The sequence below is a fragment of the Candidatus Spyradosoma sp. SGI.093 genome, assembly GCF_050314555.1.
Lineage (GTDB): Bacteria > Verrucomicrobiota > Verrucomicrobiia > Opitutales > UBA953 > Spyradosoma.
The window spans coordinates 345,064-362,741 of record NZ_JBNPNH010000001.1 but is presented as its reverse complement, the minus strand read 5'-3'; the positions used below and the strand labels follow the sequence as shown (position 1 = coordinate 362,741).

16 protein-coding genes and 1 tRNA gene are annotated in these 17,678 nt (G+C 63.4%); 8 read left to right on the top strand and 9 right to left on the bottom strand.

The window, feature by feature from the left end:
• Positions 1 to 30: 30 nt before the first annotated feature.
• The 3 genes from ACQREB_RS01450 (at position 31) to ACQREB_RS01440 (ending at position 4,429) form a co-directional block, all read left to right on the top strand.
• On the top strand, positions 31 to 1,665 hold the full coding sequence (locus tag ACQREB_RS01450; RefSeq protein WP_427764417.1) for a complex I subunit 4 family protein: 1,635 nt from the start codon (positions 31 to 33) through the stop codon (positions 1,663 to 1,665).
• A 19-nt stretch (positions 1,666 to 1,684) separates the two neighbouring features.
• Positions 1,685 to 3,214, top strand: coding sequence for an NADH-quinone oxidoreductase subunit N (locus ACQREB_RS01445; protein WP_427764414.1), 1,530 nt, complete (start codon positions 1,685 to 1,687; stop codon positions 3,212 to 3,214).
• Positions 3,215 to 3,349: 135 nt separating this feature from the next.
• A complete protein-coding gene (locus ACQREB_RS01440; RefSeq protein ID WP_427764412.1) occupies positions 3,350 to 4,429 on the top strand; it encodes an NAD(P)/FAD-dependent oxidoreductase in 1,080 nt (359 codons plus the stop codon).
• Positions 4,430 to 4,439: 10 nt separating this feature from the next.
• Here ACQREB_RS01440 and ACQREB_RS01435 read toward each other — a convergent pair whose 3' ends face one another.
• The 3 genes from ACQREB_RS01435 to glgA all read right to left on the bottom strand — a co-directional run bounded on the left by ACQREB_RS01435 (position 4,440) and on the right by glgA (position 8,013).
• Positions 4,440 to 5,339, bottom strand: coding sequence for a YicC/YloC family endoribonuclease (locus ACQREB_RS01435; protein ID WP_427764409.1), 900 nt, complete (start codon positions 5,337 to 5,339; stop codon positions 4,440 to 4,442).
• Between the two features lie 84 nt (positions 5,340 to 5,423).
• Positions 5,424 to 6,242 carry an inositol monophosphatase family protein gene (locus ACQREB_RS01430; RefSeq protein ID WP_427764406.1) on the bottom strand — a complete coding sequence of 273 codons (819 nt, stop codon included), beginning with the start codon at positions 6,240 to 6,242 and terminating at the stop codon, positions 5,424 to 5,426.
• A gap of 64 nt (positions 6,243 to 6,306) precedes the next feature.
• The gene (glgA, locus tag ACQREB_RS01425) at positions 6,307 to 8,013 is read right to left on the bottom strand and encodes a glycogen synthase GlgA (protein WP_427764404.1); all 1,707 of its coding nucleotides are present in this window, start codon (positions 8,011 to 8,013) and stop codon (positions 6,307 to 6,309) included.
• A gap of 324 nt (positions 8,014 to 8,337) precedes the next feature.
• On the opposite strand from glgA, the gene ACQREB_RS01420 reads away from it, so the two are divergent.
• On the top strand, positions 8,338 to 9,141 hold the full coding sequence (locus tag ACQREB_RS01420) for a hypothetical protein (RefSeq protein WP_427764401.1): 804 nt from the start codon (positions 8,338 to 8,340) through the stop codon (positions 9,139 to 9,141).
• Here ACQREB_RS01420 and ACQREB_RS01415 read toward each other — a convergent pair.
• The 6 genes from ACQREB_RS01415 to ACQREB_RS01390 all read right to left on the bottom strand — a co-directional run bounded on the left by ACQREB_RS01415 (position 9,138) and on the right by ACQREB_RS01390 (position 13,350).
• Positions 9,138 to 9,470 (bottom strand): hypothetical protein, encoded by a 333-nt coding sequence (locus ACQREB_RS01415; RefSeq protein WP_427764399.1) that lies wholly within the window; start codon positions 9,468 to 9,470, stop codon positions 9,138 to 9,140. The two genes, ACQREB_RS01420 and ACQREB_RS01415, sit on opposite strands and share 4 nt — an antisense overlap.
• Before the next feature lie 488 nt (positions 9,471 to 9,958).
• Positions 9,959 to 10,035, bottom strand: a tRNA-Asp gene (locus tag ACQREB_RS01410).
• Between the two features lie 64 nt (positions 10,036 to 10,099).
• The gene (locus ACQREB_RS01405; RefSeq protein ID WP_427764397.1) at positions 10,100 to 10,552 is read right to left on the bottom strand and encodes an acyl-CoA thioesterase; all 453 of its coding nucleotides are present in this window, start codon (positions 10,550 to 10,552) and stop codon (positions 10,100 to 10,102) included.
• Positions 10,553 to 10,655: 103 nt separating this feature from the next.
• The gene (locus tag ACQREB_RS01400) at positions 10,656 to 11,552 is read right to left on the bottom strand and encodes a dihydrodipicolinate synthase family protein (protein ID WP_427764394.1); all 897 of its coding nucleotides are present in this window, start codon (positions 11,550 to 11,552) and stop codon (positions 10,656 to 10,658) included.
• A gap of 47 nt (positions 11,553 to 11,599) precedes the next feature.
• Positions 11,600 to 12,040, bottom strand: coding sequence for a YhcH/YjgK/YiaL family protein (locus ACQREB_RS01395; RefSeq protein WP_427764392.1), 441 nt, complete (start codon positions 12,038 to 12,040; stop codon positions 11,600 to 11,602).
• An 80-nt stretch (positions 12,041 to 12,120) separates the two neighbouring features.
• On the bottom strand, positions 12,121 to 13,350 hold the full coding sequence (locus ACQREB_RS01390) for an OFA family MFS transporter (protein ID WP_427764389.1): 1,230 nt from the start codon (positions 13,348 to 13,350) through the stop codon (positions 12,121 to 12,123).
• A 117-nt stretch (positions 13,351 to 13,467) separates the two neighbouring features.
• Between ACQREB_RS01390 and ACQREB_RS01385 the strand changes: the two genes are divergently transcribed.
• From ACQREB_RS01385 to bioB, 4 genes are all read left to right on the top strand, one after another.
• On the top strand, positions 13,468 to 13,851 hold the full coding sequence (locus tag ACQREB_RS01385) for a Minf_1886 family protein (protein ID WP_427764386.1): 384 nt from the start codon (positions 13,468 to 13,470) through the stop codon (positions 13,849 to 13,851).
• Between the two features lie 12 nt (positions 13,852 to 13,863).
• A complete protein-coding gene (gene xseA / locus ACQREB_RS01380) occupies positions 13,864 to 15,180 on the top strand; it encodes an exodeoxyribonuclease VII large subunit (RefSeq protein ID WP_427764383.1) in 1,317 nt (438 codons plus the stop codon).
• 320 nt (positions 15,181 to 15,500) lie between these two features.
• Entirely contained in the window at positions 15,501 to 16,202 is a 702-nt protein-coding gene (locus ACQREB_RS01375) for a PEP-CTERM sorting domain-containing protein (RefSeq protein WP_427764381.1), read from the top strand.
• A gap of 175 nt (positions 16,203 to 16,377) precedes the next feature.
• The gene (gene bioB, locus ACQREB_RS01370) at positions 16,378 to 17,649 is read left to right on the top strand and encodes a biotin synthase BioB (protein WP_427764378.1); all 1,272 of its coding nucleotides are present in this window, start codon (positions 16,378 to 16,380) and stop codon (positions 17,647 to 17,649) included.
• The last annotated feature ends 29 nt before the right edge of the window (positions 17,650 to 17,678 follow it).

Below are 17,678 nucleotides of genomic sequence, written 5' to 3'. Positions count from 1 at the left end.
ATTGCTTTATGCTCTTCGAAAATTTTTAGCATGAATTCAGCAAATCTTCTCCAAACCGCCGTCGCCGCGCCGCTCGTCGCGAGCGTGCTTTTGTTTTTGGCAAAAAGCGCGCCCCTCGCCGTGCGCAAGGCGATCGCCCTCGTGGGCTTCGCGCTTCCGTGCGCGATCGCGATCGCGCTGTTCTGCCTGTTCTCGGGCGCGAAGGACGCCGCGACCGGCTACGCGTTCTTCTCGGAATGCCCGTGGATCGGCGTCGAAAGTCTCGGCGTCGGGCTCAAATTGGGGCTGAACGGCATTTCGCTGCCGCTCTTCGTGATGGCGGCGGTCGTCGGGCTCGCCGCGGGCTGGCGCGCGCTGGCGACCAAGGACGCGAAGAAGCCGACGCTTTACTACGCGACGCTGCTGTTCATCGAGACGGGGCTGCTGGGGCTTTTCGCTTCCGAGGACGTCTTCGCGTTTTACATTTTTCACGAGTTCGCGCTGATTCCGACCTTCATCGCGATTCTCGTCTGGGGCGGCTGCGCGCGCAAAAACGCCGCGATCACGATGGCGGTCTATCTGACGCTCGGCGCCATGATTTCCCTCGCCGGTCTCATCGCGTTCTACGTGAATCTGGACGCGGGCGTGCCCTTCGATTTCATCGCGATCAAGAACGCGCTCGTCTCGTTCGACACGGGAACGCAGTCGACGCTCTTCGCGCTGCTGCTCTTCGGTTTCGGGATTCTCGTTTCGCTGTTCCCGTTCCATTCGTGGGCGCCGGACACGTATTCGGCGGCGCCGACGCCCGTTTCGATGCTTCACGCGGGCGTGCTCAAGAAATTCGGACTTTACGGGCTGATTCAGCTCGGCGCGGCGTTCCTGCCGCTCGGGCTTGCGGACTGGTCGAACTGGATTCTCGCGCTCGCGCTCGGCAACGTGCTCGTCATCGGCCTGATCACGATGGTGCAGCGCGACCTGAAGCACATGGTCTCCTATTCTTCCGTGGCGCACATGGGTCCGATCTTCCTCGGCATCGCGGCGTTCGCGTTCAGCGGCGGCGAGGTCACGGGTCTCGGCGCGGCGGTGATGATGATGTTCGCGCACGGGCTTTCCGTGGCGCTGATGTTCCACCTGACGCAGTCCGTCGCGGACCGCACGGGAACGCTCGACATGCCTTCGATGGGCGGTCTGGCGTCGCGCGCGCCGGTGCTGGCGGGCTTCTTCGTCGCCGCGACGATGGCGAGCGTCGGTCTGCCGGGCTTCGCGAATTTCTGGGGCGAGCTCTCGATCTTCGTTTCGCTGGCGAGCCTCAAGCCGTTCTGGCTGGTCGCGCTCGTCGTCGCCTCCATCGTCATTTCCGCGATCTACGGCCTGCGCGCGGTCGCCCGCGTGTTCTACGGCAAGCCGAACGCGGAAACGCTCCCGCCGGAAAAATTCGACGCGATCCGCGACATCACGCCCGCCGAACGCGTTCCCGCGCTGCTGCTTTTCGCAGCGCTCGTCGCCGTCGGTTTCGTGCCGTCGCTGGTGACGGACGAGCTCAATCCCGCGCTGGACAAGCTCGTTTCCGAGCCCTGCGTCGAATGCGCCGCCGCGGAGTGCACGGAATGCGTCGTCGCGGAGGTTTCCGCGGAGGCCGCTCCCGCGCCCGCCGCGACCGAAGCCGTTCCCGCGCCGCAGCAATAACCTTTAAAATTCTCCGAAAATGCAAGAATTCATCCAAGCTTGGCAGCCGACGGGCGCGCTCGTCTCCGCGTTCCTGCCGGAAATCATTCTCGCGGCGGGCGCGCTGCTCGTGCTCGCGCTCGACGTGTGGTGCTCGAAGAAGCGTCCAGCCGTCGGCTTCACCGCGACCTGCGGCGTGCTGCTCGTCGCGGCGCTGTTTTCCGTCGCTCAGCTCGTCTGCCCGCACCTGGCGGCGCTCGCGAGCGGAACGGACGGGTCGATTTTCGGCATGGCGGCGCCCTTTTTCGCGTCGTTCGCGCTCTTCTTCATCGGCTGCGCGTTTCTGACGACGCTCGTCGCCCGCACCGTGCGCGAGCGCGCGGAATTTTCCGCGCCGATCACGAATCATCTGATTCTCGTCGCGACGGCGGCGGCGGCGGCGCTTCTCAAGTCCACCAATTTCATCGCGTTCTTCGTGCTGCTCGAAACGCTGACGGTCACGCTCTACGCGCTCGTCGGCTCGTACCGCACGAGCGTCGCCTCGCTTGAGGCGGGCGTGAAATACCTGATCGCCGGCGGCGTCTCCGGCGCGCTGATGCTCTTCGGCGTCGTGCTGCTCTACGGCGCTTCCGCGCTGGCGGGCGTGCCCGCTCCGTGGGCGCCCGACGCGCTCGGCTACGGCTCCGTCTTCGCGCTGCTGAATCAAGATCCGACGAACGCGGTCGCGCTCGCCGGCGTCGCGCTGACGCTCTGCGGCGTGCTGTTCAAGTTCGGCGTCTTCCCGATGCAGTTCTGGATTCCGGACACGTATCAGGGCGCGCCGACGCACGTCACGTTCTTCCTCGCGACGCTTTCCAAGGGCGTCGGCTTCGGAATGACGGGGGTGTTTCTCGTCGTGTTCGCGCCGGTCTTCGACGTGCTTTTTCCGGTGCTGCTCGTGCTCACGCTCATTTCGATGGTGTACGCGAACGTCACGGCGCTCGGCCAGCGCAAGGTGAAGCGCTTGCTCGGGCTTTCCGGCGTCTCGCACGCGAGCTACATGGTGCTCGGCATGCTCGCGTTCGGCAAGATTCTGCAGACGCAAGGCTCCGCGGCGTCCGACTCCATGCTTTTCGCGCTCGCGCTCTACCTCGTGTTCTACGTGCTGTCTCTGTATCCGATCTTTTCGGTCATGGCGCGCGTTCCCGCCGGCGCGGGCGACGAGGCGCTGCAGGACGTGAACGACTTCCGCGGCTTGGCGAAGCGTTCGCCGGTGCTCGCGGGCGCGGTCGTTTCCGGGCTGGCGTCGCTCGCCGGCATTCCGCCGACGGTAGGCTTCATCGCGAAGCTCGGCATTCTCTGGATCGTGTTCTCCGCGGGGCTTTACGTTCCCGCCGCGATCATGCTCGCCTGCGTCGTCGCCAGCGTGTACTACTATTTCGTGTGGATTCGTTCGGCGTTCGCGACGGAAGAAGCGGATTCCGCTCCCGCGCTGTCGTGCCCGGGCGTCGCGTCGCGCATTTCGCTCGTGTTCTTCACGGCGCTCACGGTCCTCGGCTGTCTGGTCTATTTCGCGGCGATCGCGCTCTAAGGCGTGCGCGCCGTTTTCCAGGGAGGGACGCCCGTTCTCGGCGCCCCTCCTTTGTTTTTTAAGCAGAACATTCGGGGACGTCGGCTTTTTTCCGCCGTCCCCCGAGTCTCCCGAGTCCCCGTTCCCGAAAACGCCATGATATTCGATTTCTTCAAAAAATCCCGCGCCGCCGCCGCCGAGCCCGCCCACGACTTCATCGTCGTGGGGCAGGGGCTCGCGGGAACGCTGCTCGCGCTCGAGCTCGAAAAGCGCGGGCAGCGCGTGCTCGTCGTCGACGACGGCGGTCCCGCCGCTTCGCGCGTCGCCGCGGGCGTGCTCAATCCCGTCACGGGGATGCGCATCGTCAAGACGCTCGGCGTCGACGACCTCCTGCCCGCCGCGAAGCGCGTCTACGCGGAGCTGGGCGCGCGTTTCTGCGGGACGTTTTTCCGCGAGCTCCCGTTCTACCGCTTCTACTCGTCGGAGCACGAGCGCGAGGTCAAGGCGAAGCGCGCGGCGGATCCCGAATACGCGGGCTGGCTCTCCGAGGACGTTCCCGCGGGAACGCTCTGCGGCGGCGCGCTCGCCGACCGGCTCGGCGGATTTTTCGTCAACCGCGCGGGGCGGCTCGACATTCCGAAACTGCTCGACCGCGCGCGCGCGGACTGGCGTTCCCGCGGCGTGCTGCTCGAAGAAAAGTTCGACTGCGCCGACGTCGAAGTCTCGCGCTCGGGCGCGCGCTGGCGCGGGGGCGAGGCGCGCGGCGGAATCGTCTTCTGCGAGGGCTTCCGCGTGCGCGAAAATCCGTGGTTCTCGCACCTGAAATGGCAGCCGGCGAAGGGCGAGTTCGTCGAAATCGAGCTCGCGGGAACGGAGGATTTTCAGGCGCAGATTCTCAAGAGCAACGTCGTCGCGGTGCCGCTCGGCGGCGCGCGCTGGCTCGTCGGCACGAACTACGACCGCGAGACGCTCGACGCGGAGCCGACGCCCGCCGTCGCGGAACGCCTGAGCCGCGCGTTCGCGGTGCTGTTCCCGCAGCTGCCCGGCGGCGCGTTCCCGCGCGTGGTCGCGCACCGCGCGGGCGTGCGTCCCGCCGTGCAGGGCGCGCTCCCGAAAGTCGGCGCGCACGAGAAGTTTTCGAAGCTCTTTCTCTTCAACGGCTTCGGCTCCAAGGGCGTGACCTGGATTCCGCTCTACGCCGAGCGCTTCGCGGAAAAGCTCTGCGCCGACCGATGATTTCGGCGGCTCACTCGATGTTCTGAACCTGCTCGCGGAGGCGTTCCTGCTCGTTCTTCGCCTCGACGACGCGGCGCGTGATCGCGGCGTCGTTCGCCTTGCTGCCGATCGTGTTGAATTCGCGGAGAATCTCCTGGCAGATGAAGTCGAGCTTGCGGCCGCATTCGGCTTCGACGAGACAGTTTTCGAACTGCGCGAAGTGGCTCGCGAGGCGCGTCAGCTCTTCGGAAATGTCGCAGCGGTCCGCGAAGATCGCGATCTCCTTTAGGAAGCGCGGATCGTCCGAATCGATTTCGAGCCCGAGCGCGGCGAGGCGTGCGCGCAGAGCGTCGCGGCTGCGCGCCACCGTTCCCGCCGAGGCTTCGCGGATGCCGTCCGCCCAGGCGCGCAGCCGCGCGAGGCGTTCCCGCAGGTCGGCTTCGAGGTTCGCGCCCTCGCGTTCCCGCATCGCGACGAAATCGGCGAGCGCGCGTTCGACGGCGGCGCGGACGGCGGCGGCGACGGCTTCGTCTTCGAGCGGGGGGAGCGCCGCGGCGCGGGCGCGGTGCAGCTCGGCGAGCCGCAGATAAACGGTCGCGTCCGGCGCGAAATCGATGCCCGCGCGGTCGGCGGCGGCGCGCATTTTCGCGAGCGTTTCGGCGACGGCGGCTTCGTCCCAGGAAAAACTTTCTGCGGGTGCGGTGTTCTTTCCGCCGCCGAGGCGCAGGGCGAGCGTGATTTTCCCGCGGGCGACGCGCGCGCGGACGAGCGGAGCGAGCAGACGTTCGGCGGCGGGCGTCCATTCCGGCGGCGCGGAAACGGAAATCGCGAGTCCGCGCTGATTCACGGAAGAGATCTCGACGGAAAAATCCGCGTTTTCGACGGAAAAGGCTTCGCGGCCGTAGCCGGTCATGGATTTGACTTTGTTCATGCCCGCACTATGCGCCGAGCGGGGCGGGAAGGCAAAATTTTTCCGGCGAGGCGCGCGGGAACGCCGCGCGTTTTCCCGCGGTTTTCAGAGCAGGCCGAGCTGTTCGGCGCGGGCGAGGAAGCCGCGCGTTCCCGCGATCCAGCGCAGTTTCGGCATGTCGGCGGAAATCTCGCGCAGCGGGAACGGCTTGTTCTTGAGAAAGACGATTCTGCGCCCGGCGGCGAGCAGCATCGCGTAGGCCGCCGCGATGTCCCAGACGCGCGTGAAATGGTCGATGCTCCCGTCCACGGCGCCGAAGGCGTTGTAGGCGAGATTGAGCGCCGCCGAGCCCTGGCAGCGCAGCGCGTTCACGGACGTGAGCGGCGCGAGTTCGAGCAGCTCGTGCTGCTTGAGCGGGAAGTGCAGGCTGATGAGGCTGTGCTCGTCGTAGGGCAGTTCCGGCGGCGGGTTCACGGGAACGCCGTCGCGCGAGAGCGGCACGGTCTCGCCGCCTTCGAGCACGCAGCGCTGCGCGTGGTCGTAGATGATGCCGTAAACGGGAACGCCGTCGCGGAGCAGGGCGAGCGAAATCGCGCACAGCGGAATGCCGCGCGCGAAGTTGTTCGTGCCGTCGATCGGGTCGAGCACCCAGGCGAATTTCGCGTTGAAGAAGCGCGGCGCGCCCGGCGGGGGCAGGGCTTCTTCGGAGCAGAAATCGTCGTCCGGAAATTTTTTCAGAACCGCCTCGGTGATGTTGCGCGAGAGCGTCAGGTCGGCGTCGGTGACGCGCGAGTTGTCTTTTTTCCAGCGGCTTTCCACGTGCGAGAAATTCTCGGCGAAGAACGCGATGTTTTCGCGGACGACGGCGCGCGCCGCCGTGATGCGCAGCGAGGTTTCTCGGGAAAGTTCGGATGCCGTTTGCATGGGGGACGAATAAAACGAAAATTGAAAGGGGAAGCGACGAAAATGCCGCTTCCCCCTGCGAAAATCATTTCCGCTTCTTGCCGCCGAGCTTCGCCGGCTTGGCGGCCGGTTTGGGCGCGGGCGCCGGTTTCGGAGCCGGAGCGGCGGGCTTGGGCGGCTCCGGCGCCTTCGCGGGCGCGGCTTTCCTGGCGGGTTCCTCCGGCGCGGGCTTCACCGGCGCCTTCGCGGCGGGAGCGGGAGCCTTCGGCTTCGGCGCCTCGGGAGCGGGCGTTTCCGGCTTCTTCGCGGGAGCCTTCTTCTTCGGCGGCGGAGGCGGCGGGAACATGCCTTTGCGCATCTCCATCGCGGAGCGATAGACTTCCTCGTATTTTTCGACCGAGCGGTCCCAGCTGAAGTCCTTGCGCATGCCGTTGGAGCGCACGGCGTAGTAGTCCTGCGGATAATCGTAGTAAAGCTGCAGCGCGCGTTCGAGCGCCCAGCGGAGCGCGCCGGCGTCGGCGTCGCGGAAGTTGATGCCCGTTCCCGCGCCCGGCGTCTTCGGATCCCACGCGGCGACGGTGTCCACGAGACCGCCCGTCGTGCGCACGATCGGCGGAGTGCCGTACGTCATCGAATACATCTGATTGAGCCCGCACGGTTCGAAGCGGCTCGGCATGACGAAGAAGTCCGAACCCGCCTCGATGAGGTGCGCCAGCTGATTGTTGTATCCGATCGTCGCGGACATTTTCGCCGGGAACATTGCCGCGAGCCGCGAGAACGCGCTTTCCAGCGCGGGATCGCCGCTGCCGAGCAGGGCGACCTGCATGTCCGCGCGCCCGAGCAGATCCGGCAGCACGGCGGCGAGCAGGTCGAGCCCCTTCTGGTCCGCGAGACGGGAGACGACGCCGAAGACGGGAACGTCGCGACGGACGTCGAGCCCGCAGCGGCGCTGGAGTTCCGCCTTGCAGACGTCCTTGCCGGAGAAATCGTCCGCGTTGAAGTGCGCGGGAACGAGATCGTCGATCAGCGGCGACCATTCGCCGTAGTCGATGCCGTTGATGATGCCCGTGAGGTCGCGCGCGCGGTGGCGCAGCACGTGGTCGAGCCCGAAGCCGTACTGCGGCGTCTGAATTTCATAGGCGTAGGTCGGCGAGACGGTCGTGATCTTCGTCGCGTGGTAGAGCGCGCCCTTCATCATGCTGATGCCGCCGAGCGATTCGTAGTTGTCCGCGGTGAAGAGCCCCCACGGCAGCCCGAGGTAGTCGATGACGCTCTTGGGCGCGTAGCCCTGGTGCTGCAGATTGTGAATGGTGAAGACCGTTCCCGCGCGGGCGATGCGGCGCCAGTTGTCGCGCGTGTTCAGAATCGCGGGAACGAGCCCCGTCGTCCAGTCGTGGCAGTGCACGATGTCCGGAATCCAGTTCGCCTGTTCGCAGAAATCGATCGCCGCCTTGCAGAAGAACGCGAAGCGGTGCGCGTCGTCCGCGCGCTTGGAGTAAATTTCGTTCCCGCCGAAAAAGTGATTGTACTCGATGAAGGAAATCTCGGCGCCGCCGAAAGGCACGTTCCACACGGCGCAGTCCGCGTACATGCCGAAACCGAGTTCGACGCGGACGGGATCCGGGTAGCGCGTCCACGAAGCGTCGCGCTTCACGGAGCCGTAGGCGGGCGTCACGATGCGGACTTCATGCCCGTGAGCCGCCATGTATTTGGAGAGCGCCGCGACCGCGTCGCCGAGCCCGCCGGTCTTGGAGTAAGGAGTCACCTCCGGCGAAATCATCAGAACTTTCATAAGCGATACAGAAACTAATTTGATTTATGGGTTGAAATAACGTTTCGCTTCCTCCACGGGAGCGAACGGCGAGCATCATGCGCCTCCGCCCGCGTTTTTGCAATGCGGAAATCCCTCCGAACGCCGAAAGAAACGCGGGCGCACAATGACGGACAACGGACTGACGACAGAGAGTCGAGGAGTCGAGGAAAGCTTAAAAGTTGAAGAGCTTAAGAGTTGAAAAGAAAATTTTCCGTTAAGCTTTTAAACTTTTAAGCTCTTAATCTCTCCTGAACTCCTCGCGCTCTCAGCGCGAATCAACTTTCGACCTTAAACTTTCAAGCCATGGCAGAAAAGACCATCACGACGAAGAAGTGCACCCTCTCGCTGGAGGGGGCGCACAAGTTCACGGGCACGCTGATCTACAAAGAGAAGGGGACTTATGAGAGCGTGAAGGCGGGCATTCCCGCGCGCGGCACGCGTTCGTCTCACTTCGCGAGCGAGGCGGTGCTTCAAAAGGCGGACATGGAGCCTTTAGGCGGCGAAACATGGCAGGTGACGCTCACCTATTACGAGCGAGCGGCGTGGACGGGCGAGGAGATTTCCATCGAGAAGACTCCGGCGAACTACACGCTGAACAGCGTCGCGAAGGAAAGGTCCGTGCTGAAGCATCCGAGCTACAAAACCGCGTTTGCAAAATACCCCAACGTCCGGGGGCTTTTTGAGCGTGCGCTCAAGAACGGGGCGGCGGACATGGTTTTTCCTTCAAAGAAAGGCGCCGGAGACTACGATCCCGACACGTCAGCGCAAAAGGTGACGATCGCGTACGTGGTTTCGAAGTTCACAGGAGAAGGCGAGGACTTCAATGCAATCATGAAATGCTGGAAGCACATCTCTTCAGGAGAAAAAACGTGCACGGCAGTTCACTACGTTCTTACAGTCGCGACAACGGAGAACACAATAAAGATAGAAAAAGGTCTGGGGAAAATCGAGGATCCGAAAGGAGCTCCGAAATTACCCTGGGAGGGAGGAAATTGGCGCCTGATTTCGGTGAACACTCAAGGAACTACGGCGGACGGTTTCACCGTGACGAAAACCTATGAATCTTCGGCCGAAGGCGAATCCTGGGACAAGGAGCTTTATTCTTAATTGATTCCCTGACATCCGAATTCAACGAATGAGATTCTGAAATCTTCGCAGCCGAAAGGAACAATCGCGATTTTGAAATTTTCGCAACCCGCGGGAACAACCTTCCAGCATCCCACGCCCTGCCCGGCTTCGGTGAAACAGACGCGCAGATCTTCGCATCCGAAAGGAACGACGGCGACCTTGTAGTCCTCCAAACCGGGCTGAACGAGAGCTATTCTTCCGTGGATTTTCGAAATCGCGGCCTTGCGTTCGGGGCCGGAAGAAGGAAGCGGCTTCGCGAAGAGCGGAACTGCGGCGAGGAGGAGCAAGGCGGCGAGGATTTTTTTCATGGAGTCGGTTTTAAAATTTGGACGATGAAACGGCAAGAGAAAAGGGCGAGGAGTTGAAAAGGTTGAGGAGTTGAAAAGAAAGTTGAGGTGTTGAAAAGGTTGAGGAGTTGAAAAGGTAATTACTCCTAAACTCCTCAACTCCTCCACTTTAAACGGTAAACATTAAACAGATCAGAAGGAACTTTCCAAACAATGCGAATTTTTAATCTGAACAGAGTTTCGCCCGGAGAGGCGATCACGGCGCAGGCGTGGAACGCGCTTGTCGAGTGCTGCCTGGAGCTGCAGAGCGAGCTGCAGCGGCGCCGGCTGAGCGTCGGCGACGGGCTTGAGCTGAGCGAATCTTCGTGCGGGACGACGCTGAGCCTGGACGTCGGCGACTACGGCGAGGACGGCGCGGCGGGGCAAGAGCATCCGTTCAAGGTGACGGCGCGGATCGTGCGCGCACCGCCCGAACACGAAGAAGCCCGCATTGCTGCGGGCTTCGTGAATGGCGGGATGGACGGGACTCGAACCCGCGACCTCCTGCGTGACAGGCAGGCGCTCTAACCAGCTGAGCTACCACCCCAGGTCGGATACGATTTCAAAATCGTATGGGACAGACTAAATAGTTTTTCGCCGATTCCGTCAAGTCAGTTTTCGAAGATTTTTAAAATTTTTCTGACCGTCTCGGGAACGTTTTCCGCCCGCACGGATTTTTCGGCGGAATCGATGCGCGCATAGACGCTCGTCCAGGAGCCGCGGGCGATCGCGCGCTCCGGCTCGGATTCTTCGCCGGCGACGATCTCGAAATCCCAGTGCAGCGCCGAGGAGTTCTCGGCGGGAACGCCGCGCGGGCGGATGCGGACGCGGATGCGCTCGTCGTAGTGCGCGGGCGCGAGAAAATCCGCGGCGACGCGCGCGCGCGGCCAGCCGAAGAGCGTTCCCGCGGTTTCGCCTTTTTCGACGAAAGGCAGTCCGTGTTCGCGGAAGAACTCGCTTTCGGCGTTTTCCGCCCAGCGGAGCATCTGCGAAAAGTGAACGACGCCCGCCATGTCGGTTTCGGAAAAGCGCACGCGGAAAGGCTCGGAAACGTAATGCTTCATGGCATACGAATCTAACGCGTCGGCGCGTTCCCGCGCGAGACGAAAAAAGCGTTCCCGCGCGGGAACGGCGGGAACGCTTTTCGGGTCCGGAAAAATCCGGAGATCATTTTCCGCTGAGAATCTTCTTCAGGCGCGCGACGCAGTCCGCCTTCTGCTCTTCGGAGAGGCAGGTGAGCGGCGGGCGGACGCCGCCCATGTCGAGCTTGTGGTACGCCATCATCGCCTTGCCGCCGACGACGCCGCCGTACTGGACGAGGATGTCCACGATCTTGCAGACCTTCGCCATGCCCTTGTCGATCTTCTTCTGGTCGCCGAGCGTGTAGGCGTTCCAGATGTCGTAATAGAGCTTCGCGGCGTAGTTGTACGTGGAGCCGATGGCGGATTTCGCGCCGCAGGCGAGCGCTCCCGCGAACCATTCGTCGATGCCCCAGGTGATGTCATACTTGCCGCCGCAGGCGCGCTGGCAGCGCTGGAACATGTAGAGGTCCGGGTAGTTGAACTTGATGCCGGCGAGGTTCTTGATCTTGCCGTCCGCCTTAATCAGGAACTGCTCCATGTCGAAATTCACGCCCGACATGCCCGTGTGGTAATAGTAGAACGGCAGTTTCGGCGCGGCGGAGAGCACGGCGTTCAGGTAGTCGATGAGTGAGTCGATCGAGCCGGGCTTGAAGAAGTTCGGCGGCACGATCGAGGTGGCGTCGAGCTTGAGCTCCTGCGCGTAGGCGGCGAGTTCCCGCGCGTCCGCGATGGAGAGCGCGCCGACGTGCGCGATGATGAAGAGCTTGCCCTTGCCGTATTCAGCCCATTTCTTCATGACGGCCTTGCGTTCTTCGACGGAGCAGCAGATGCCTTCGCCCGTCGTGCCGCAGATGTACGCGCCGATGACGCCCTGCTTGAGCAGCACGTCGATCTGCTTCGGGATCATGTCGAGATTGACGGAACCGTCCGCGTTGAACGGCGTGTGCGGCGCCGCGATGAGTCCTTCGAGTTTTTTTGCCATAATCTTTTCTTTCTTGTCGTTTTGTTGTGGATGAAATGGAGGGGAGTTCAGACGCGCGCCTTGACGATGAGCTTGCGGAAGGGCACCGGCGAAATCGCGGGCGCGTGCACGTCTTCCGGGAAATAGACGGCGAGCTGGCCGGGAACGATCGTCGTGTAGATCTGCGCGGGACCGTCGTAGAGCGAGCAGTCGCCCGCGGCGTCGTAGGGCGTTTCCGGCAGGTCGGCGCGCGGCGTCCAGCCGAGCGTCTCCGGCGCGGAAAGCGGCAGGTGCACGTCGAGGAAATCGTTGTGGCTTTCGAGGCGCGCCGTCTCCTTCGTCTTGCCGGGATGATCGACGACGTTGATGAACGCGTCGTCGCCGTCGATGACGATTTTTCCGGCGGGAACGCGCGAGAGGTCGTGCGTCTTGATGTAGTCGAAGATTTTTTTGAAATGCGGATTGAGTGCCTCAATGCGCGCGGAATTTTTCAAGGTATCGATAATCATGGGGTGCGCGCAATTGTCCACATTTCCGCCGCGAAATCAACGTTTTCTGTCCGCGGGAACGGGAAAGCCGTCGCGCCCGCTCACGCCTGTTTCGGCGAGGGCGACGTCCGGCGCTTGTGCAGCACGTAGCAGGCGATGCCGAGCGCGAGCGCGAACTGCGGGATCAGGCAGTAGAGCACGGCGTCGTAGCTGCCGAAACGCGCGTAGATCGCCGCGCTCATCTGGTTGCCCGTCAGCCCGGCGGCGGCCCAGGCGGTGAGGCTCAGCCCGTGGATTTTGCTGATGTTGCGCATGCCGAACTGGTCGGCGAGCAGCGTCGGCAGGTTGGAGAAGCCCGCGCCGTAGGTCGCGGAGATGACGCAGAGCATCGCGACGAGCGCGTAGCGGTTGAACCCGCTGAGAATCGCCGCCGCGATCGTCGCCACGGACAGCGCGAAGATGACGATGTAGATGTTCGCGCGGTAGCGGAATCTGTCCGAGACCGCCGAGAACGCGAGCCGCCCCGCGCCGTTGAACACGCCCATGACCGCGACCGCCGTGCCGCCGAGCGCCGCCGCCGCGACCGCGCCGATCTCCGTTCCCGCGAACGCCTCGATCATCGGCTTCGCCGTCGAGATCAGCGCGAGCCCGCAGTGAATGTTCAGGAAGAACATCAGCCAGATCAGCACGAAGACGCCGTTGCGCAGAATGCCCGTGTAGCGGAAGGGCACCTCGTTCTCGTGCGCGACGGAAACGCTGTCGTCGTAGGGCTTCTTGATGAGCAGCGCGCCCGCGAGCATCGGCACGACGTAGATTCCCGCGAGGATCGCGAGCGTCGCGGCGATCGAGCCCGTCGCGCCCAGAATCGGCGTGGAGATCCATTTCGCCAGCGTGCTCGCGAAGCCGAAGCCCATGATCGCGATGCCCGTCGCGAGCCCCTTGCGGTCGAAGAACCACATCATCAGCGTCTTCACCGGCGAAATGTAGCCGATGCCCAGCCCGATGCCCATCAGGCAGCCGTAGCCGAGATAGATCCCCGCGAGGCTTCTGAAGTGAAGCGCGAGCGCCGTCACGAGCAGCCCCGAGACGAAGCACGCGCAGCTGAGCAGGCTCGAGCGGCGCACGTTCTTCTCGACGAACGGTCCCGCGAACGCCGCCGACGTGCCGAGAAAGAAGATCGCCAGGCTGAACGCGATCTGCACGAGCCGGCTTTCGCAGCCGAGGTGCTCCGCGATCGGCTCGACGAACAGCGACCACGCGTAGACCGAGCCGATGCACAGGTGAATGCCGAGCGCGGGAACGACGCCGCGTATCCATTTGTTGTTGAGCATGTCCATTCTCGTAAAACGGAAACTCTGACGGTTTTCGCCCGTTCCCGCAACGCTTATGTCCGCGCCGTTTTCTCCGCTTGCGGCTCCGGAGAAATTGCGCGAAGATACGCCCCGCTTATGGCACAGACGATCGAAGAGGCTCTCGAAAAAATCCGGCTCCGCGATTCGCGTTTCGCGAACGAGGCGTACCTTTTCGTGTCCGAGGCGCTCGGCGAAACCGTGCGGCGTCTCGGGCGCAGGAAGGCGCCGGCGGAAAAGCGCCACGTCTCCGGGCGCGAGCTCGCCGAGGGCGTCGCGGACTGCGCGCTCGAACGCTTCGGCCCGATGACGTATCAGGTCTTCCGCGCGTGGGGGCTCGCGAAGACGCGCGACATCGGCGAAATCGTCTATTCGCTCATCGACGAAAAGATCCTCGCGAAGTCCGAGACGGATTCCATCGAGGACTTCAACGACGTTTACGATTTCCGCGCGCGCCTGCTTGCGCCGTGGGAAGCGCGATAGAAGGGCGTTCCCGTGTCGGATTTTTTCGATGACGCGGATTTCGCCGCCGCCGTTCCCGCGCGTTCCCGCGAGGAGCCGCTGACGGTCTCCGAGCTCACGGCGCGCATCCGCGCGCGTCTCGAAACCGAGTTCGCGGACGTGCGTCTGCGCGGCGAGGTCTCCGGGCTGCGCGTGCAGAGCAGCGGGCATGCGTATTTCACGCTCAAGGACGCGGGCGCGCAGATTTCCGCCGTCGTCTGGCGCGCGACGCTCGCGCGCGCGAAGACGCGTCTGCGCGACGGCATGCAGCTCGTCGCGCATGGGAAGATTTCCGTTTATCCTCCGCGCGGGAACTACCAGCTCGTCGTCACCTCGTTCAGCGAAGAGGGCGAGGGCAGACTGCTCGCCGAATACGAGGCGCTGCGCCGCCGGCTCGAGGAGGAGGGGCTTTTCGACAAGGCGCGGAAGCGCGAAATCCCGAGGCTCGCGCGCACGGTGGCGTTCGTGACGTCGCCGACGGGCGCCGCGATCCGCGACTTCATCAGCATCATGCGCCGCCGCGACTGGGCGGGAACGCTCTACGTCGTTCCCGCGAAGGTGCAGGGCGCGGGCGCGGCGGAGGAAATCGTGCGCGGCATCCGGCTCGCCGAAAAGATCCGCGGGCTGGACGTGATCGTCGTCGGGCGCGGCGGCGGCTCCATCGAGGATCTGTGGTGCTTCAACGAGGAAATCGTCGCGCGCGCCGTGCGGGCTTCGCGCGTTCCCGTGATCTCCGCCGTCGGGCACGAGATCGACTTCACGCTGTCGGACTTCGCGGCGGACCTGCGCGCGGAAACGCCTTCCGCCGCCGCCGAGCACATTTCGAGCGGGCGCCTCGACGCCGTCGAACGCGCGCGCGACGCGGCGGAACGCCTCGAAGGCGTCGCCGTCTCCGCGCTCGAAGATTTTTCCCAGCGCCTGGACATGCTGGAAATGCGGCTCGAACGCCGCTCGCCGCACGCGTATCTCGCGCTCATGCGGGAACGCGCGGACGCGCTCGGGCGGCGCTTCGCCTCCGCCGCCGACGCCGTTTCCGCCGGGCTGCGCGACCGTCTCGAAAAGGCGCGCTTCCGCTTGGAACGCAATTTCCCGGGCGCGCGCGTCGAGCTCGCGAAGATGCGCCTGGGACAGCTCGCGGCGCGGCTTTCGGCGTCGGGGCTGGACGCGACGCTGAAGCGCGGCTTCGCCGTGGCGCGCGACGCCGCGACGGGCGAATACCTCGATTCCGCGCGCGCGGTCACGCTCGGCCGCGAAGTCGTGCTGCGTTTCCGCGACGGCGAAACCCGCGTCGAAGGCCGCGACCTGCAGTGACGCCGCCGCGCCCCCGGTTTCGAATACCGGGGCAAGTCCGAATTTTCGACCACGGAAAAGCACGGAAGAACACGGAATTTTCTGCGGCGAAATCTCGCGGGAACGCAGGGGAGAAGCGGCATTCCTGCCGCTTTTTTGAATTTCCCGGAAGCTGATTTCGCCGAAGCGACAGGAATGTCGCTTCCCCCCTGATCGAAATTCCGCGCGATTTGATCGAGGGGTAAATCCTTTTGTTTATGCGGCTTGGACGGCGTTTACCCCCCGGTATTCGAAACCGGGGATAATGCGTTCACTTTTTAGAATCTGATCCGTAAACGCTTATGAAAAAAATCATCACCATCACATCACTCCTCGCCGCGGGAACGCTTCTCGCGAGCGCGGAAACAATCACGCTACCCGAGTCCTCTGATTTCACTTGGGTCAATGGAGACAGCACAGGATTTGGAGATAATCGCCAATGTGTAATGTCTGGAGATGTTCTAAGTGCTCTCATTGGAAAGATTCCTGCTGGGACAGATTTAGTCGGCTGGTTTGGAGGTGTAGGCCAGAACAAGAGTCAGAGCGAATATAACGACATTACAATTTCATCTTCAACAGGATTTTCTTTCAAAAGTCGCCCTGCGTTGTCTGGTGAGTATGTAATGTTCGGCGTAGACTTAACAGAGTCCGCACAATCGATTACACTGAGCTTTACTTCGGATAATCAAGTGAGTTATTCGCTTTGGGCGTATGACGAGACTTCGTCGTCTGTCACGCAGTTGATAGGGGATACTTTCGAAGCTTCGGCTGGAACATTTTCGGGCACATATGACACCGCAAAAATTTCGCCTTCAAAGATTTTTGCTGTTTGGCTCGAAAACTCAAAAAGTTCTACTGTGGCGGAGTTTAAGGGTAATACGCTTGTTTCGATTTCCAATATCAGCCTAAGCTACACTCCCGTTCCCGAGCCGTCGGCGTTCGGGCTGCTGGCGGGGTTGGGCGCGCTCGCGCTGGCGGGAACGCGTCGTCGCCGCCGCAAATAGAGTTCAGGAGCGGAGGAGTTTAAAAGTAATTACTCCTTCGGCTTTTTTCGTCACTTTTTCATAGTGTGTGTTGGCGTTCCCGCGTCGCGAGGCGCGGGAACGTTTTTTTCGCGGCGCGCTTTCCGCAAATCGCGCTCGCGTGCCTTGCGCGATTTGCTATCATTACTTTTTTATTATGATTTACTACCTTGAGGACGTTCGCAAAGTCTACAACCTTCCGCTTCCGACGCTGATTTACTACGCGCAGGAAATTCACCAGCAGACGCAGGTGCCGGACGCGGTGCAGATCAACATGCTGCAGTCGATCAAGACGGGCGCGTGCTCCGAGGACTGCGCGTACTGCCCGCAGTCCGCGCGCGCGAACACGGGGCTGAAGCCCGAGCCGCTGATGGACTCGGAGGCGGTCGTCGCCGCCGCGAAGAAGGCGAAGGCGGCGGGTGCGTCGCGTTTCTGCATGGGCGCGGCGTGGCGCAAGGTGAACGATGGCCCGCAGTTCGAGAGCGTGCTCGCGTCCGTGCGCGGCGTGAAGGCGCTCGGGCTGCAGGTGTGCTGCACGCTCGGGCTCATCACCGAAGCGCAGGCGGCGCGCCTCAAGGAGGCCGGCTGCGACATTTACAACCACAACCTCGACACGTCCCGCGAATACTATCCGGAAATCATTTCGACGCGCACCTACGACGACCGTCTGACGACGATCCGCAACGTGCAGGCGGCGGGCATGGGCGTGTGCTCCGGCGGGATCCTCGGCATGGGCGAGACGGTGGACGACCGCCTGAAGATGCTCATCGAGCTCGCGAACATGGAGACGCAGCCGGAATCCGTGCCGATCAACGCGCTGATTCCCTGCCCGGGAACGCCGCTCGAAGGCCGCCCGCGCGTGGACATCTTCGAGTTCGTGCGCATCATCGCCGTCGCGCGCATTCTCATGCCCAAGGCAATCATCCGCATTTCCGCCGGACGCGCGCAGATGACGGACGAGGGCCAGGCGCTCTGCTTCGCCGCGGGCGCGAACTCGATCTTCCTCGGCGACAAGCTGCTCACGACGCCGAACGGTCCCGCGTCGAAGGATTTCGCGCTGCTCGCGAAGCTCGGGCTGCGTCCGCTCGATCCGGAGGAGTTCCGCAGGAAGATGATGGGCTGCAAGGGCGACGGCTCCTGCGGCAAGTGCGACGGTTCCTGCGGGCACGACCACTCGCACGACCATCATCACGAACACGCGCACGGGAACGCGCCGGCGGCGCGCGAAGAGGCGACGCCCGTTCCCGCCGCTCCCGCGCTCACGCCCGCGGAGGAGGAACGCTCGCCGTCCGCCGTCGTGCCGACCGCTCCCGCGCTCGCGGCGCCGTCGTCGGAGGACGAAGGCGTTCCCGAGTTCGCGAAGAAGCACGCGCACGAGCTCGACGAGAACGGCACCTGGGCGCGCGGCTGCAACTGCGACGACCACTGAGGCGCCGCGCGCGCGGCGTTCCCGGGCGA

Excerpts from the sequence above, each read along its gene's own strand:
- ACQREB_RS01450 (WP_427764417.1), top strand. The coding sequence starts at position 31 with ATGAATTCAGCAAATCTTCTCCAAACCGCCGTCGCCGCGCCGCTCGTC.
- ACQREB_RS01445 (WP_427764414.1), top strand. The coding sequence starts at position 1,685 with ATGCAAGAATTCATCCAAGCTTGGCAGCCGACGGGCGCGCTCGTCTCC.
- ACQREB_RS01440 (WP_427764412.1), top strand. The coding sequence starts at position 3,350 with ATGATATTCGATTTCTTCAAAAAATCCCGCGCCGCCGCCGCCGAGCCC.
- ACQREB_RS01435 (WP_427764409.1), bottom strand. The coding sequence starts at position 5,339 with ATGAACAAAGTCAAATCCATGACCGGCTACGGCCGCGAAGCCTTTTCC.
- ACQREB_RS01430 (WP_427764406.1), bottom strand. The coding sequence starts at position 6,242 with ATGCAAACGGCATCCGAACTTTCCCGAGAAACCTCGCTGCGCATCACG.
- glgA (WP_427764404.1), bottom strand. The coding sequence starts at position 8,013 with ATGAAAGTTCTGATGATTTCGCCGGAGGTGACTCCTTACTCCAAGACC.
- ACQREB_RS01420 (WP_427764401.1), top strand. The coding sequence starts at position 8,338 with ATGGCAGAAAAGACCATCACGACGAAGAAGTGCACCCTCTCGCTGGAG.
- ACQREB_RS01415 (WP_427764399.1), bottom strand. The coding sequence starts at position 9,470 with ATGAAAAAAATCCTCGCCGCCTTGCTCCTCCTCGCCGCAGTTCCGCTC.
- ACQREB_RS01405 (WP_427764397.1), bottom strand. The coding sequence starts at position 10,552 with ATGAAGCATTACGTTTCCGAGCCTTTCCGCGTGCGCTTTTCCGAAACC.
- ACQREB_RS01400 (WP_427764394.1), bottom strand. The coding sequence starts at position 11,552 with ATGGCAAAAAAACTCGAAGGACTCATCGCGGCGCCGCACACGCCGTTC.
- ACQREB_RS01395 (WP_427764392.1), bottom strand. The coding sequence starts at position 12,040 with ATGATTATCGATACCTTGAAAAATTCCGCGCGCATTGAGGCACTCAAT.
- ACQREB_RS01390 (WP_427764389.1), bottom strand. The coding sequence starts at position 13,350 with ATGCTCAACAACAAATGGATACGCGGCGTCGTTCCCGCGCTCGGCATT.
- ACQREB_RS01385 (WP_427764386.1), top strand. The coding sequence starts at position 13,468 with ATGGCACAGACGATCGAAGAGGCTCTCGAAAAAATCCGGCTCCGCGAT.
- ACQREB_RS01375 (WP_427764381.1), top strand. The coding sequence starts at position 15,501 with ATGAAAAAAATCATCACCATCACATCACTCCTCGCCGCGGGAACGCTT.
- bioB (WP_427764378.1), top strand. The coding sequence starts at position 16,378 with ATGATTTACTACCTTGAGGACGTTCGCAAAGTCTACAACCTTCCGCTT.